This window comes from Actinomadura sp. K4S16 (assembly GCF_008327685.1).
Lineage (GTDB): Bacteria > Actinomycetota > Actinomycetes > Streptosporangiales > Streptosporangiaceae > Spirillospora.
Window position 1 is genome coordinate 374,283 of sequence record NZ_BDDE01000010.1, and the last position, 14,093, is coordinate 388,375.

The 14,093-nt window shown below is 73.9% G+C and carries 13 protein-coding genes; 8 read left to right on the plus strand and 5 right to left on the minus strand.

The genetic code is table 11. The features are described 5' to 3' along the window. Nucleotides 1-5 precede the first annotated feature (5 nt). Nucleotides 6-392, plus strand: a complete 387-nt coding sequence (locus tag K4S16_RS02500) for a nuclear transport factor 2 family protein (protein ID WP_149257967.1) — start codon at nucleotides 6-8, stop codon at nucleotides 390-392. Between the two features lie 60 nt (nucleotides 393-452). Here the strand turns inward: K4S16_RS02500 and K4S16_RS02505 are convergent, their stop codons facing one another. From K4S16_RS02505 to K4S16_RS02515, 3 genes are all read right to left on the minus strand, one after another. Further along, nucleotides 453-1,658 carry a CdaR family transcriptional regulator gene (locus K4S16_RS02505; protein WP_149257156.1) on the minus strand — a complete coding sequence of 402 codons (1,206 nt, stop codon included), beginning with the start codon at nucleotides 1,656-1,658 and terminating at the stop codon, nucleotides 453-455. Nucleotides 1,659-1,672: 14 nt separating this feature from the next. Beyond that, nucleotides 1,673-2,710: a polyprenyl synthetase family protein gene (locus K4S16_RS02510; RefSeq protein ID WP_149257157.1), complete on the minus strand. Its 1,038-nt coding sequence runs from the start codon at nucleotides 2,708-2,710 to the stop codon at nucleotides 1,673-1,675. A gap of 764 nt (nucleotides 2,711-3,474) precedes the next feature. After that, nucleotides 3,475-5,571, minus strand: a complete 2,097-nt coding sequence (locus K4S16_RS02515; protein ID WP_149257158.1) for a catalase — start codon at nucleotides 5,569-5,571, stop codon at nucleotides 3,475-3,477. 208 nt (nucleotides 5,572-5,779) lie between these two features. Between K4S16_RS02515 and K4S16_RS02520 the strand changes: the two genes are divergently transcribed. The 3 genes from K4S16_RS02520 to K4S16_RS02530 all read left to right on the plus strand — a co-directional run bounded on the left by K4S16_RS02520 (nucleotide 5,780) and on the right by K4S16_RS02530 (nucleotide 8,545). Next, on the plus strand, nucleotides 5,780-6,136 hold the full coding sequence (locus tag K4S16_RS02520) for an Lsr2 family protein (protein ID WP_149257159.1): 357 nt from the start codon (nucleotides 5,780-5,782) through the stop codon (nucleotides 6,134-6,136). A 17-nt stretch (nucleotides 6,137-6,153) separates the two neighbouring features. Next, nucleotides 6,154-6,483: an Lsr2 family protein gene (locus tag K4S16_RS02525; RefSeq protein WP_149257160.1), complete on the plus strand. Its 330-nt coding sequence runs from the start codon at nucleotides 6,154-6,156 to the stop codon at nucleotides 6,481-6,483. 193 nt (nucleotides 6,484-6,676) lie between these two features. Beyond that, a complete protein-coding gene (locus K4S16_RS02530) occupies nucleotides 6,677-8,545 on the plus strand; it encodes a potassium transporter TrkA (protein WP_308800774.1) in 1,869 nt (622 codons plus the stop codon). A gap of 66 nt (nucleotides 8,546-8,611) precedes the next feature. On the opposite strand, the gene K4S16_RS02535 is transcribed toward K4S16_RS02530, so the two are convergent. Both K4S16_RS02535 and K4S16_RS02540 read right to left on the minus strand, forming a co-directional pair. Then, nucleotides 8,612-9,616 carry a hypothetical protein gene (locus tag K4S16_RS02535; protein WP_149257161.1) on the minus strand — a complete coding sequence of 335 codons (1,005 nt, stop codon included), beginning with the start codon at nucleotides 9,614-9,616 and terminating at the stop codon, nucleotides 8,612-8,614. A gap of 134 nt (nucleotides 9,617-9,750) precedes the next feature. Next, the gene (locus tag K4S16_RS02540; RefSeq protein ID WP_149257162.1) at nucleotides 9,751-10,710 is read right to left on the minus strand and encodes an MBL fold metallo-hydrolase; all 960 of its coding nucleotides are present in this window, start codon (nucleotides 10,708-10,710) and stop codon (nucleotides 9,751-9,753) included. 155 nt (nucleotides 10,711-10,865) lie between these two features. On the opposite strand from K4S16_RS02540, the gene K4S16_RS02545 reads away from it, so the two are divergent. From K4S16_RS02545 to K4S16_RS46885, 4 genes are read left to right on the plus strand one after another with little or no spacing between them, the layout of a single operon-like run. Beyond that, complete coding sequence (locus K4S16_RS02545; RefSeq protein WP_149257163.1) at nucleotides 10,866-12,191, plus strand: hemolysin family protein; 1,326 nt, start codon at nucleotides 10,866-10,868, stop codon at nucleotides 12,189-12,191. Then, complete coding sequence (locus K4S16_RS02550) at nucleotides 12,188-13,207, plus strand: hemolysin family protein (protein WP_149257164.1); 1,020 nt, start codon at nucleotides 12,188-12,190, stop codon at nucleotides 13,205-13,207. The genes K4S16_RS02545 and K4S16_RS02550 overlap by 4 nt, the downstream gene beginning before the upstream one ends. 60 nt (nucleotides 13,208-13,267) lie before the next feature. After that, the gene (locus tag K4S16_RS02555) at nucleotides 13,268-13,501 is read left to right on the plus strand and encodes a helix-turn-helix domain-containing protein (protein WP_200841653.1); all 234 of its coding nucleotides are present in this window, start codon (nucleotides 13,268-13,270) and stop codon (nucleotides 13,499-13,501) included. Nucleotides 13,502-13,505: 4 nt separating this feature from the next. Further along, nucleotides 13,506-14,063 carry a Clp protease N-terminal domain-containing protein gene (locus tag K4S16_RS46885; RefSeq protein WP_149257166.1) on the plus strand — a complete coding sequence of 186 codons (558 nt, stop codon included), beginning with the start codon at nucleotides 13,506-13,508 and terminating at the stop codon, nucleotides 14,061-14,063. Nucleotides 14,064-14,093 lie beyond the last annotated feature (30 nt).

Consider the following 14,093-nt stretch of genomic DNA (forward strand, 5'->3'; position numbering starts at 1 on the left):
ACCCGATGCACCCGTTCCGCTCGGCCGTCGAGAAGGGCGACCTGGACGCCCTCCCGGCGCTGCTGGCCGAGGACGTGACGTTCCTCAGCCCGGTGGCGTTCGCGCCGTACGAGGGGCGGGCGGCGGTCACCGCGATCCTGCGGGCGGTGACCCGGGTCTTCGCCGACTTCCGCTACGTCCGCGAGATCGGCGGCGGCCGCGACCACGCGCTGGTCTTCAAGGCGCGCGTCGGCGACCGCGAGGTGCACGGCTGCGACTTCCTGCACCACGACGACGACGGGCTCATCGACGAGTTCTGCGTCATGGTCCGGCCGCTGTCGGGCGCGCAGGCGCTCTCGGACGCGATGGCGGTGGAGTTCGAGGCGGTCAGGCGGGAGATGGGCCTGGCCTGACCGCCGTCAGGACCGGGCCGGCGCCGTGCTCCTCGGCGGCCGGCCCGGGGAGCGCCCCGTTCAGGCGCTCAGCGGCGGGGGCAGGGAGGCGTCCTCCGCGCGGCGGCCGTCGCGCTCCAGGCACGTCAGCCGCGCCGAGGTGAGAGCGGCGCGGAACAGCTGGATGCCGCGCGCGGAGCTGGGGTCGACGCCGGACAGGTCCCGGATGCGGTCCAGCCGGTAGTGCAGGGTGCGGCGGTGGATCCACAGCTCCCGCGCGGCGCGCTCGCGGTCGAGGTTGCAGGCGAGCAGCACCTCCAGCGTCCGCCGCAGGTCCGTGCCGGCGTCGAGCGGGGACAGCACGGCGGAGAGCCGGCCGCGGATGGCGGGCTGCCCGAGGATCGCCAGCTCGACCAGCAGCTCGTCGGCCCGGTAGGGGCGGTCCTCGGCGTCGGGGATCGCCTTGGCGATCGTCAGGACCCGGGACGCCTCCTCCAGCGCGGCCGGGATCTCGGCGATGCCGCGCCGGAAGGACTCGGCGGCGTGCACCGGGCCGCGCGAGCGGGCGGCCAGGCCCGCGGTGAACTCGGCGGCCAGGTTCTCCGCGCGCAGCGGCTCGGCCGCGGGGAACAGCACGGTGAGCCCCTCCGGGCCGCCCGAGTACAGGACGCCCTCCCACGCCTCCAGGCGCTCGCTCTCCCGCTCCCAGTCCTCCGCCGCGAGCGCGGGGGCCTCGCACCGCAGGACGAGGTAGGCGGGAGCCAGGCGGACGCCGGCCGCGTCGGCGATGACACCGGCGGGAGCCCCGTCGATCAGGGTCTCGGCGAGCAGCCGGCGCAGCGGCCGCGACCGCGCTCCCTCGCGGGGCGCCTCCGCGTAGCCCTGGATGCAGGCCTCCCGCGCGCCGTCGGCGAGCCGGGCCGCGTGCGCGGTCAGCTCGGCCATCTCGGCGAAGCAGCCGGGCGGCGCGACCGTCCAGCAGCTCCGCGCCGCGGCGGAGAGCGCGAGGTCCCACGCCTCCGACAGCACCGGCAGCGGGACCGCCTGCCGGGCCGCGAGGACGCCGAGGTCGCGGAAGCGCCCCCGGTCGTCGTCGGGAAGGGGGGACCGGCGCAGGACGAGGCCGAGCAGCCGGGCGCAGGTCTCCCGGCGCCCGCCGAACATCGGGCCCGCCGCCCGCCTGATCGGCTGGTAGGCGGGGTGGCCGTGCAGTGCCTCCCGGATCGCCGCGGCGACCCGCGGGCAGTGCGCGGTGAGGACTTCCGGGAGTCCGCCGGAGACGGTCATCGACGGTCCTCCCCCTAGGCCACGGCCAGCCGGAGCCCGGGCAGGCGGCCGACGGTCCCGTCGACCAGCCGGTGCAGCTCCCGGACGCAGCCGGGATCGCCGCCGAGCATGTCGAGCAGGCCGTGGGCGCGGTCGATCAGGGGTGCGACGGCGGCGGCGCAGGACTCGGCGATCTCCTCGTCGAGCATCCAGGCCGCCAGTTCGGCGCGCGCGGACGCCGAGTGGCGGGCGGAGGCGTGCAGGGCGAGCGCCTCGCGGCGCCGCGCGGGGGGCAGTTCGGTGAGCAGGTGGACGAGCGGGAACGTGGCGGTGCCGGCGGCCAGGTCCTCGTACCGCCCGGTGACGAGGTCGCGCTGGTCGTCGGCGAGCCGGCGCAGCACGCCGAGGGCGCGCCCGTACGCCCGCCAGCCCGCGGTCCGGCGGTCGTCCGCCCCGGCGAGCCGCGCCGCCGAGGCCGCGGCCATGGCGTAGGGCGCGCCCGTCCCGCCCTCGTAACCGCGCAGCACGGAGGCGAGGGTCGCGTTCGACGCCCGCTCGGTGAGGCGGCGGAGCCGCCCGTCCACGGCGTCCACCCAGGCGCGCGAGAGCTCGTCCGCGAGCGCGGCGCGGACGGGGCCGCCGACGGGCAGGCCGGCGATGAGCCTGCCGGGCAGCTGGCCGCCGACGGCCAGCGCGGTGAGCACCTTCCCGCCGGTGGCGGCGGACGGCGCGCCGGCGGCCTCCGGGAGTCCGTCGAGGTAGCGGGCCGACGCCCACCAGAGCAGGTGCAGCACGGCGACGGGCCTGCCGGGGCCCGGCTCGCCGGTCTCGGCCCCGTGCACCAGCAGAGGCAGCGTGACCACGCTCTTCACGCCCGGCCGCGGGCCCTCGGCCCGGACGAGGTCGAAGAACTCCACGAGGAACTCCGACATGGCGCCCCCGACCATCTCGCGCCCCTCGTCCACCCCCATCGCCATGCCCTCGGCGAGCAGCTCGCACAGCCGCGCCATCTCCGCCTCGACCTCGGCGATCGCCCGTTCCTGGGCCGCCCTGCCGAACACTCCTTCGTCCACGTGCCAACTCCTCTGCTGCGGGGGTCTCGGGCCGTGCCGGCGCTCCGGCGGGGCCCGTCAGTGCCGGGCGCGCCCGCCCGGGATCCGGGCCGTGCCGGGGAACGGCGGCGTCCCCGGCACGCGGTCGAGCGGGTGCCCGCTCCAGGGGGGGATCACGGGGATCGAGCGCGCCGGCGGCCGGGGCACGGAATCGGTTGATGACGGACGCGGCCACGCGCGTTTCCTCCATTTCTCCGGCCCGCGCTCGCGGATCCGCGCCGAAAACGGCGCCGGCGATCCTCGGGAAGGGCGGACAATACGACCGGACGGCCGTTATCTTGCTACAGAAATGCGGGATGCTGAACTGCACCCCCGGGCAGTCCGGGCCGCGCCGGGCTGCCCGGTCCGGCAACCGGCACCGGCCGGCCGCGCTCCGCGCGAGGCGCTCCCGCCCCGGAAACCGCATGTCAGCGCCCGCTTGCAGGAGGCGGCCGGGCGGCGGGCGGCCCGGACCCCGCACGTCACCGGCCCCCGCGCGGAGCGAAAGCGGCCCGTTTCCGCCCGACCAGCGCGCGAATTCCCAGCGCATTCGCACAAGGTATATTTTCAGATGAGAATTCAATTGAGCCGGACTACGCGCGCCGCTGTGACGTTGCCCACAATTAATTGGCGGAATGCGGCCAGTGCGGCGGGGTCCGGCGCGGCGGCTCGCGCGGGCCGCCGCGCCGGACCCCGGTCCCCGATCCGCACCGCCCGCGAGCGGGAGGACGGTCCCGGCCGCCGGATCAGGCCGGCACGTGCGCCTTCTTGCGAATCCAGTGCCGGTGCGCCGCGACCGCCTCGATCAGCCTGGCGGCGAAGTCGCCGCCAGGCCCCCGCCCGGTGACGACGCCGGCGTCGTCGACGGTGTCGCCGTCCGACAACCGCACGCTGTCGATCCCGGCGCGCTCCAGCAGGCCGATGCCCGCGTCCAGCGCGCCGATCGGCTTGCAGTGCACGAACGCCTCGGCGACGAAGTGGACGGCGTCGCCGTCCTGGGCGAGCGTCCGCGCGCTCTGCTCGCCGCCCGGGACGAGCACCGCGTCGTAGAGGACGGACGCGACGGTCGGCATGGCGCGGGTCACCTCGACCTGGCCGCCGTTGGCCGCCTGGACGAAGCCGTCCTTCGCGGCGAGGATCTCGACCACCGCCCCGGCCTCGGTGAGCGCGTCCCCGACCGCGGCGACGGCCGCCGAGTCGACGCCGTCCGCCGCCAGCACCGCGATCTTGCGGCCCCGCACGGAGTCGGCGCGCGCGTTCGCCTGGCTCAGCGCGGGCGACGTGCGGACGTGGGCCGCGGCGTCCGGCTCCTTCGGCGGCTCCACCCCGACGCCCTCGGCGACCTGGACGGCGAGGGAGTGGTCGACGTGGTTGAGATGCCCGATGACGCCCTCCCGGATGTGCCGGTGGTCGCACTTGCCGAGCTCGAACCGGAACGCGCCGACGATGTGCTCCTTCTCCCAGTCGGACATGCTGTTCCAGAACAGCCTCGCCTGGGAGTAGTGGTCGGCGAAGCTCTCGCTCCGCTTGCGGATCTTGGCGCCGTCCACCCGCTCCTGGTAGTGGGTGTAGGAGCCCTCTCCGCCGACCGCGGGGCAGCCCCCCGACAGCGAGTTCTTGTGGTAGCTCGCCCGCCCCTGGTGGATGTCCGTCTGGTGGTAGCCGTCGCGGTGGTGGTTGCGCACCGGCGCGACCGGCCGGTTCACGGGGAGCTGCGGGAAGTTGGGCCCGCCGAGCCGGATCAGCTGCGTGTCCAGGTAGGAGAACAGCCGCGCCTGCAGCAGCGGGTCGTTGGTGAAGTCGATGCCGGGGACGACGTTGCCGAGATGGAACGCGACCTGCTCGGTCTCGGCGAAGAAGTTGTCGGGATTGCGGTCGAGCACGAGCGTGCCGACCGGCCGCACCGGCACCTCCTCCTCCGGAATGATCTTCGTCGGGTCGAGCAGGTCGAAGTCGAACGCGTGCTCGTCCTCTTCCGGGACGAGCTGGACGCCGAACTCGTACTCGGGAAAGGCGCCCGCCTCGATCCGCTCCCACAGGTCGGCCCGGTTGAAGTCCGGGTTCTTCCCGGCGATCTTCTGGGTCTCGTCCCAAGCGAGCGAGTGGGTGCCGAGCTTGGGCTTCCAGTGGAACTTCACGAACGTCCCGCGGCCCTGGCCGTTCACGAGCCGGAAAGTGTGGACGCCGAAGCCCTCCATCATCGCGTAACTGCGCGGCAGCGCCCGGTCCGACATGAGCCACATCATCATGTGCATGGTCTCGGGCTGGAGCTGCACGAAGTCCCAGAGGGTGTCGTGGGCCGAGGACGCCTGCGGGATCTCGCTCGCCGGCTCGGGCTTCACCGCGTGCACGAAGTCGGGGAACTTGATGCCGTCCTGGATGAAGAAGACCGGCATGTTGTTGCCGACGAGGTCGAAATTGCCCTGCCGCGTGTAGAACTTCGTGGCGAAGCCGCGGACGTCCCGGACGGTGTCGGCGGACCCGCGGGACCCCGCGACGGTGGAGAAGCGCACGAACACCGGCGTCGTCAGCGACGTGTCGCACAGGAATTCGGCCGTGGTGTACTCGGCGAGGGACTCGTGCAGCGTGAAATGGCCGTAGGCGCCCGAGCCCCGCGCGTGCACGACCCGCTCGGGAATCCGCTCATGGTCGAAATGGGTGATCTTCTCGCGCAGATGGAAGTCCTCCATCAGCGATGGACCGCGCTCGCCCGCGCTGAGCGAGTTGTCGGTGTCATCGACCCGGACCCCCTGGTCGGTGGTGAGCCGGGCCCCTTCCGGGCTCACCCGCCGATGGCCCAGTTGCTCCTGTTTCCGGTCGTCGCGGCCAGTGGGGTCGGCCATGGTGCAGCTCCCTCGGGTGGTGACTCGACGCTGGTGATCGCACACGTCTTGTGGCGGCTACCCCGGGATGCGCGCACCATGCGATGTTTGACCGGAACTTGGCGCCCGTCCGCCGCCTCGCCCGGCGCGTCCCGCCGCCATGACCGGCCCCGGAATCCGCTACGGTCAAGGTCGCCGCGTCGGCGAGGGGAAGGAAGACACAGAACACATGGCCGAGAAGGTCATTCGGGTGGACGACATCGACGGCTCCGAAGGAGCCGATGTCGCAAAGCGGGACTTCGAAGTCCTGGAGCGCACGTTCACGATCGACTTGAGCGATGACAACTACAAGCGGCTCAACGAGATGCTGGACGCCCTCGCGCCCTTCATCGAGAACGCCGCCGAGGTGAAGCCCGCCGGGAAGGGGCGCAAGTCCCGCACGGCGAAGATCAAGGGCTACACGAACGGCGATGTCCGCGCGTGGGCATTGCGAGAGGACATCGAAGTCTCCGAACGTGGCAAGATATCGGATGAGGTCTATGCTGCATTCATCGAGGCACATCCGGACGCCAAGCCGGACGCATAGCTAGAGGGAGTCCCCGCATGGCACAGAAGGTCGAAGTCCTTCTCGTGGACGACATCGACGGCGGAGAGGCTGACGAGACCGTCAGCTTTTCCCTCGACGGGACGTCTTATGAGATCGACCTGAGCAAGAAGAACGCCGCCAAGCTCCGCAGCGGCCTGGAGCCGTTCGTGGCCGGCGCCCGCAAGGCGCGCAAGGCCCCCGTCCGGGGCGGCCGCGGGACGCGCACGGCGGGCAGCCGCGAGCGCTCCGCGGAGATTCGCGAGTGGGCGAAGAACAGCGGTATCAAGGTCAATGAGCGGGGCCGTATCCCCGCCAATGTGATCGAGCAGTACGAAGCGGCGCACTAGCGGCCGCAGCGCGGCCGGCGGCGTTCCGGCGCGCACGGCGGGGCCGGGGTGGATTTGTCGACGCCCCGGCCCCGTCGCGTGCGCATCGGGCCAATTCTCCCCTCATTGAGGGAGAGAATGCCAGGAATGGTGCAAGACAACACAATAGGCTGGCGCCCGGGGCGACGGCGGAGGGGGCGGCCCGTTGACACGCGTGACGCGACGGGACAGGGTCCGGTACTGGTTCGACCGGACGATGTCGAAGGGGACGCCCGCGCTCATCGGCTGGCTCGGGCTCGCGTCCGTGGCGCTGGTGCTCGTGGTGGCGACCGCGGCGGTGCTGATCGCGCCGGGCGACAGCGACTCCCACGGGCACTGGCCCGGCATGGTCTGGCGCAGCCTCCTGCGCACGCTCGATCCGGGCACGATGGGGGACGACGCGGGCACCGCGCCCTTCCTCGGCCTGATGCTGGTCTCGACCATCGGCGGGATCTTCATCGTCAGCTCGCTGATCGGTGTGCTCACCACCGGCCTGGAATCCAAGATCACCGAGCTGCGCAAGGGCCGGTCGCGGATCGTCGAGCACGACCACACGGTGCTGCTCGGCTGGTCCGAGCAGGTCTTCACCGTGGTGGCGGAGCTGGTCGAGGCCAACCAGAGCCGGCGCAGGTCGTGCGTCGCGATCCTCGCCGACCGCGACAAGGTCGAGATGGAGGACGCCATCCGCGCCCGGGTCGGCGACCTCGGCCGCACCCGGATCGTGTGCCGCACCGGCGACCCGCTGAAGGTCGCGGACGTGGAGCTGATCAGCCCGGGCACGGCGCGGTCGATCATGGTGGTCACCCCCCAGGTCGACGACGCCGACGCCCGCGTCATCAAGGTGCTGCTGTCGCTCGGAGCCCGCCCCTGGGGGCGGCACCGCCCGCACGTGGTCGCCGCCGTGCACGACTCGGCCAACCTGCCCGCCGCCCGGCTCGCGGGCGGCCCCGCCGCGCACGTCATCGACGCCGACGACGTGGCGATCCGGCTGATCGTGCAGTCGCACCGCCAGTCCGGCCTGTCGCAGGTCTGCACCGAGCTGCTGGACTTCATCGGGCACGAGTTCTACATGCGCCCCGAGCCGGCCCTCGTGGGCATGACGTTCGGGGAGTCGCTGTCGGCCTACGACCTCGGCGTCCCGTCCGGGCTGCGGCGGGCGGACGGGGCCGTCCTGCTGAACCCGCCGATGGACACCGTGATCCGCGCCGACGACGAGATCATCCTCCTGGCGGAGGACGACCTGCTGATCCGGCTCGCCACCGGGCCCGCGCCGCCCGTCCGGGAGGCGGCGATCACCACGGCGACCCCGCGCCCCCCGGTGCCCGAGCGCACGCTGATGCTCGGCTGGAACCACCGCGCCCCGAAGATCATCGAGCTGCTGGACGAGTTCCTCGCCCCGGAGTCGGCGCTCGTGGTGGCGGCACCGCGCGAGGACCCGACCGGGGCCCTGCGCGAGCACGCCAACCTCAAGATCGACTTCATCCGGGCGGAGCCGACCGAGCGGCCCGCGCTGGAGTCCCTCGACCTCGGCTCCTTCCAGAAGGTCATCGTGCTGTCGGACGCGCGCCACGACCGGGAGCACGCCGACGCCCGCACCCTCGTCACGCTGCTGCACCTGCGCGACATCGAGGACGCGCTCGGCGACCCCTTCGCCATCGTCAGCGAGATCAACGACGACGCCAACCGGGAGATCGCGCAGGTCACCAAGGCCGACGACTTCGTGGTCAGCGAGAAGCTGATCAGCCTGATGCTGACCCAGCTGAGCGAGAACCGGCACCTGTACGAGGTGTTCGCCGACCTGCTCGACCCGGCGGGCTCGGAGATCTACCTCAAGCCGGCCTGCGACTACCTGGCCCCCGGCGCCGAGGCCGACTTCGCGACGCTCATCGAGGCGGCGCGGCGGCGCGGCGAGGTCGCGCTCGGCTACCGGCTGACGGAGCGGTTCCACGAGCCGCCCGGCTACGGGGTGGTGCTGAACCCGGACAAGACGGCGCCGCTGACCCTGTCGGCCGACGACCGCGTCATCGTGCTGGCCGAGAACTGACCGGCCGGGGCGCGGACCGCGCCCCGGGGCAGCGAGCGGGACCGCGTGCGGCCCCGGGGCCGGGCGTCATCCGAGCGGCGGGCCCAGCTCGTGCCCGGCCCGCACGGCGCCGGCGACGCGCTCGCGCAGCGCCAGCTCGGCCCGGCGGGCGTCCTCGGCCATCCCGCGGATCTGCTCGCCCGCCATCTCGTCCCCGACGGTGCTCGCCAGCAGGTCCCGGTAGCGGGCGTTCTGCTCGGGCAGCCCCTGCAGGACACTGGACTCGTGGTAAGCGTCGTCGGCCTCGCCCGCCCGGCGCGCGTACGCCTCCAGCGCCTCGATCCGCCCGGTGACCGAGCGCACCGACAACTCCAGGGCGCGGTCCTGCGGCTCCAGCAGGGCCCGGACGCGCGGCGAGAGCCGGTCGGGCTGCTGGGCGCGGCGCTCCCGGCGGAGCCGCGTGTGCTCGGCGAGGGCGCCGGCGATCGCCCATTCCTGCCGGGGCAGGACGACCGCGTTGTTGATGTCGTCGAGCAGTCCGGCGACGTGGGCCTGCGAGCCGAGGACGCCGTCCACGGCGCGCTGGGCGCGGACGAGCAGGCCGGCGGCGGTCCCGTCGAAGTCGGCGGGCAGCAGGTAGCGGCCGTGGTGCTCGCGCGCGGCGCGGGCGGCGGCCGGCTCCCGGACGTGCCGCAGCGCCCCGGCGACCCAGCCGGCGAAGCTCGCGGCGGCGAGGACGACGGCGGCCTCCACCTGGCCGAGCAGCAGCAGGAGGACCTGCAGCGCCGGGGTGAGCATCATCGCGAGCACGGGCAGCCTCCCCCAGCGCACCGCGCCGCCCACCAGTTCGTCGTCGTCCAGCGAGGCGACGAAGCACACGCGCAGCCATCCCCCGGGCAGCACGCCGTAGAAGAGCGCGAACGCCGGGATCCACACCAGCCGCGCCGCGACCGTGGCGGTGCGCAGCCGCGGGGGCGGCGGCGCGGGCATGCAGGCCGGGACGAGCCGCTCGGGCGCGGCGGCCAGCAGCGCGCGCTCGTCGCCGGCGATGCCCGGATCGAACACCGGACGGGGGCGGTACCGCTCGGTCATCGTCACTCCCTCCGCGTCTGGAACCCCGTGCCCGCGGGCGGTTCCGAGCCTGCCACGCGGGACCCGGCCCTCCCCGGGTTGTCACGAGATCCGGACATCTCCTGCTGTCTCGGGCACCACTCCCCCCGTACCGGCTAGTCCTGCAGCTCCGCCCAGACCTCCCGGTCGCGTTCGGCCGTCCAGATCCGGGGGCGCTCGACGCCGTCCAGCTCGTCCCAGAGGCGGGACACGTCGAACGGCAGGCAGTGCTCGAAGATCGGCCAGCGGCCGTAGGCGGGGGCGAGCGCCGCGTGCACGGCGGCGAAGGCGTCCCTGAGCGTCCCGCCGTCGCGCCGGACCCGCCCGACCTCGTCGATCATCGTGGTCAGGAAGTCGCGGGTCTGCCCGACGGCGGCGCGGGCGGCGTCCCGGCCGTGCGCGACCGCGCCCCGGCCGCCGACGAGGATCTCGGCCCCGAAGGAGTCGACGTGGTCGAGCGTGCCGGACGCCCACTCGCGGTGGAACGCGTCGCCGGTGTAGAGCGCGGCCTGCGTCTCCACGAGGTCGCCGGCGAACAGGATCCGGTGCCGGGGCAGCCACGCCACGATGTCGCCCTCGGTGTGCCCGCGCCCGCAGTAGGCCAGGTCGAGGTCGCCGCGGTCGCCGCCGAGGTCGATGGTGAGGGTGCCGGAGAAGGTCGCGCTCGGCCAGGTGAGCCCCGGTATGCCGTCCGGGTCCTTGAACAGCCGGGGCATCCGGCCGTACTCGGACTCCCAGTCCTGCTTGCCGCGCTCGGCGATCAGCGCCCGGGTCAGGTCGTGCGCGACGACCACCGGGGCGCCGAACGCGCTCGCGCCCAGCGTCCGGACGGCGTGGTAGTGCGACAGGACCAGGTAGCGGATGGGCTTGTCGGTGTGCTCGCGCAGGACGGCGAGCCAGTCGCGTGCGGCGGCGGGCGTGGCGAGGGCCTCGAAGCAGACGAGGAAGTCCTCGCCCTCCACGGCCCCGACGTTCGGGTCCCCCTCGGCGGTGAGCGCGTACACCCCGTCGGCGAGGACCTCCAGCGTCTGCGTCTTGTCGCCCAGATCCGCGGACGACGCGAACGGTCTCGGCATGGGCGCCCCCTCGCGGTCGTGGCCCCGGCCTCTTCGCCTGCAATGTGGTTCATTCCACACAGAGCGGTCGATAACCGTCCCAAGCCTCGGGGAGGGTCGGCCCGGGCGGGGGTAGAAGTGATCTCGAAGCCGCCGCGCATGAGGAGGAACCCCGGGTGAACGCCGCGCTCGGACTGCTGGCCGTCCTCGTGCTGACCGCCGCGACCGGCTACTTCGTGGCGCAGGAGTTCGCGTTCGTCACCGCGGACCGCCCGGCGCTCGACCAGCGGGCGGCGGAGGGCGACCGGGCCGCGGGGCGCGCGGTGCAGGTGATGGGGCGGCTGTCGTTCATGCTGTCGGGCGCGCAGCTCGGCATCACGGTCACCGCGCTGGTCGTGGGCTTCATCGCCAAGCCCGCGCTGGCCGACCTGATCGCCCCGGCGCTGCACGCGGCCGGGGTCCCGGAGGCGGCGTCCGGCGGGGTGGCGGTCGCGCTCGGGTTCGTCCTCGCCACCGTGATCCAGATGGTGCTGGGCGAGCTGTTCCCCAAGAACCTGGCGCTGGCGAGGGCGGAGCCGCTGGCCCGCGCGCTGGCCGGGTCCACCCTGGTCTACCTGGCCGTGGCGGGCCCGTTGATCAAGCTGTTCGACGTGTCCGCGAACCGGCTCGTCCGCGCGGTGGGCATCGAGCCGGTGGAGGAGCTGCGGCACGGCGCGACGCTGGAGGAGCTCGGGCACATGATCGGCGAGTCCGGGGAGCAGTTCCAGGCGGGCCACGCCGACCTGCTGGAGCGGGCCCTGGTGTTCTCCGAGCGGGACGCCGAGGAGGTCATGGTGCCCCGGGTCGACGTGGTGACCGTACCGGCCTCCGCGCGCGCCGCCGAGATGAGCGACGTGATCGCGGCGAGCGGGCACACCCGCTACCCCGTCCTCGGCGAGGGGGTCGACGACGTGGTGGGGATCGTCGGGCTGGAGGAGCTGGTCGCGCTCGGTCCGGGCGCGGCGGAGCGCACCGAGGTCGGCGCGATCGCCCGGCCGCCGCTGCTGCTGCCGTCGTCGCTGCCGCTGCCGGAGGTGGTGCTGCGGCTGCAGGGCGCGGGCGTGCCCATCGCCTGCGTGGTGGACGAGTACGGAGGCTTCGCCGGCATCCTCACCTGGGAGGACGTCGCCGAGGAGCTGGTCGGGGAGATCGCCGACGAGAACGAGCCGGGCGAGGAGCTCGCGATCCGCAGCGGCGAGTGGTGGACGACCGACGCGGGACTGCGGATGGACGAGGTCGCCCACGAGACGGGCATCGCGCTGCCGGAGGGCGACTACGAGACCGTCGCGGGGCTGCTGATGAAGCGGCTCGGCCGGGTCGCGCGGCCGGGCGACGTCGTCCGGGTGGAGCTGGCGCCGACCACGCTGGACGAGCCCGCCCGCACCGCCGTGGTGGAGGTCCTGACGATCCACCGGCACGTGCCGGAGCTGATCCGCATCCGCACCGTGGAGGAGGGCCGATGAACCTCGCGCTGGGCGCTCCGGTCACGCTGGCGCTGCTGGCGGGCAACGGGTTCTTCGTGGCCACCGAGTTCGCGCTGGTGGCGGCGCGGCGGCCGCGGCTGGAGCGGTCGGCCGCGCGCGGCGGGCGGGGCGCCGGCGCGGCCGTCGCGGGGATCGACGAGCTGTCGCTGACCCTCGCCGGGGCGCAGCTCGGCATCACGATGTGCTCGCTCGGGCTCGGCCTGGTGTCCGAACCGGTGTTCGCGGGTGCCCTCACGCCGCCGTTCCACGCCGCCGGCCTGCCGGAGGGCGCGGCGCACGCGGTCGCGTTCGTGCTGGCCCTCGCGCTCGTGACGTTCCTGCACATGGTCGTCGGCGAGATGGCGCCGAAGTCGTGGGCGATCGCCGACCCGGAGCGCTCCGCGAGCGTGCTGGGCCTGCCGTTCCGCGCGTTCGCCACCGCCGCCCGCCCCGTGCTGGCCGCGCTGAACGGCACGACGAACCTGCTGCTGCGGCTGGTGGGCATCCGCCCCGCCGACTCGCGGGAGGTGTCGCGCACCCCCGAGCAGCTGCGCAGCATCGCCCAGGAGTCGCGGCGGCTGGGGCTGATCGAGCAGGGCGAGCTGACCCTGATCACCGCCGCGCTGGACGCGCCGCGCGCCCCGCTGTCCGGCCTCGTCGTGCCGGTCTCCGACATCGTGTCGGTCGCGCCGGACGCGACCCCGCAGGAGGTCATCGACACGGCCGCCCGCACCGGCCACACCCGGCTCATGCTGCGCGGCGCCGGGCGGCCGGGGCAGGCCCGCATGGTGCACGTCCGGGACGCCTTCGTGGCCCGCGCGCGGGGCCGCACCACCCCCGCCCGGGACCTGGCGCACCCCGTCCCGGCGATGCCGGTCGGCACCCCCGTCGGCGAGGCCGTCGCCACCCTGAAGGCCGGCCACAGCCACCTCGGCCTCGCCGTCGCGCCGGACGGCCGCGTCGCCGGCCTGGTCAGCCTGGACGACCTGCTCACCACGCTGCTGGCCGTGCGCTGACACCCCCACCGATGTCAACGTTGGTTGACACGGCGCGAGTGTCAACCTACATTGACAGCCATGAGCGATGGAGTGACGCTCGCCCAGGAGGCGAGCAGCCGGGATCCCGCGGTGGGGCTGCGGGCCGTGCGCGCGCTGCGCGAGCTGGCCGAGCGGCTGGAGGCCCTCCAGGTCGCCAGCGCCCGCGACCAGGGCTGGTCCTGGCAGGAGATCGCCGTCTGCCTCGGCGTGAGCAGGCAGGCCGTCCACAAGAAGCACGGCTCAGGCCGCCGAATTCTCAAGAAGGAGCAGTAGGGAGATGTTCGAGCGTTTCACCGCGGACGCGCGGCAGGCGGTCACCGGCGCCCAGGCCGAGGCCCGCGCCCTGAGCGACCGCCACATCGGCACTGAGCACGTCCTGCTCACCCTGGCGGGCGCCGAGAACGCCACGGGACGCGCGCTGCGCGAGCACGGGCTCGACCCGGAGGACCTGCGGGCCCGGATCGCCCGCGTCAACCGCGCGGGGGGCGAAGTCCTCGACTCCGACGCCTTGCGCAGCATCGGGATCGACCTGGACGCCGTCCGGGAGGCCACCGAGCAGAGCTTCGGCGAGGGCGCCCTCGACGTCCCCGCCGGCAAGATCGACCGGTACCGCCGGGGCCACATCCCCTTCACACCGAAGGCCAAGAAGGCGCTGGAACTGAGCCTCCGGCACGCGATCCGGCTCCGGCAGAAGGAGATCCGCAGCGGCCACCTCCTGCTCGGCCTCCTGCACGACGAGGACTTCCTGTCGGCCCGGCTGGCCGCCGAGGCCGGGGTCGACCTCGAGGCGCTGCGCGCCGAGGTCCGCCGCCTGCTGACGTCCAAGGCGGCCTGAGCGCACCGGCCTGAGCGCCCGGTCCTCGGC

Coding starts and splice junctions, on each gene's coding strand:
- K4S16_RS02500 (WP_149257967.1), top strand. CDS start 6: ATGCACCCGTTCCGCTCGGCCGTCGAGAAGGGCGACCTGGACGCCCTC.
- K4S16_RS02505 (WP_149257156.1), bottom strand. CDS start 1,658: ATGACCGTCTCCGGCGGACTCCCGGAAGTCCTCACCGCGCACTGCCCG.
- K4S16_RS02515 (WP_149257158.1), bottom strand. CDS start 5,571: ATGGCCGACCCCACTGGCCGCGACGACCGGAAACAGGAGCAACTGGGC.
- K4S16_RS02520 (WP_149257159.1), top strand. CDS start 5,780: ATGGCCGAGAAGGTCATTCGGGTGGACGACATCGACGGCTCCGAAGGA.
- K4S16_RS02525 (WP_149257160.1), top strand. CDS start 6,154: ATGGCACAGAAGGTCGAAGTCCTTCTCGTGGACGACATCGACGGCGGA.
- K4S16_RS02535 (WP_149257161.1), bottom strand. CDS start 9,616: ATGACCGAGCGGTACCGCCCCCGTCCGGTGTTCGATCCGGGCATCGCC.
- K4S16_RS02540 (WP_149257162.1), bottom strand. CDS start 10,710: ATGCCGAGACCGTTCGCGTCGTCCGCGGATCTGGGCGACAAGACGCAG.
- K4S16_RS02550 (WP_149257164.1), top strand. CDS start 12,188: ATGAACCTCGCGCTGGGCGCTCCGGTCACGCTGGCGCTGCTGGCGGGC.
- K4S16_RS02555 (WP_200841653.1), top strand. CDS start 13,268: ATGAGCGATGGAGTGACGCTCGCCCAGGAGGCGAGCAGCCGGGATCCC.
- K4S16_RS46885 (WP_149257166.1), top strand. CDS start 13,506: ATGTTCGAGCGTTTCACCGCGGACGCGCGGCAGGCGGTCACCGGCGCC.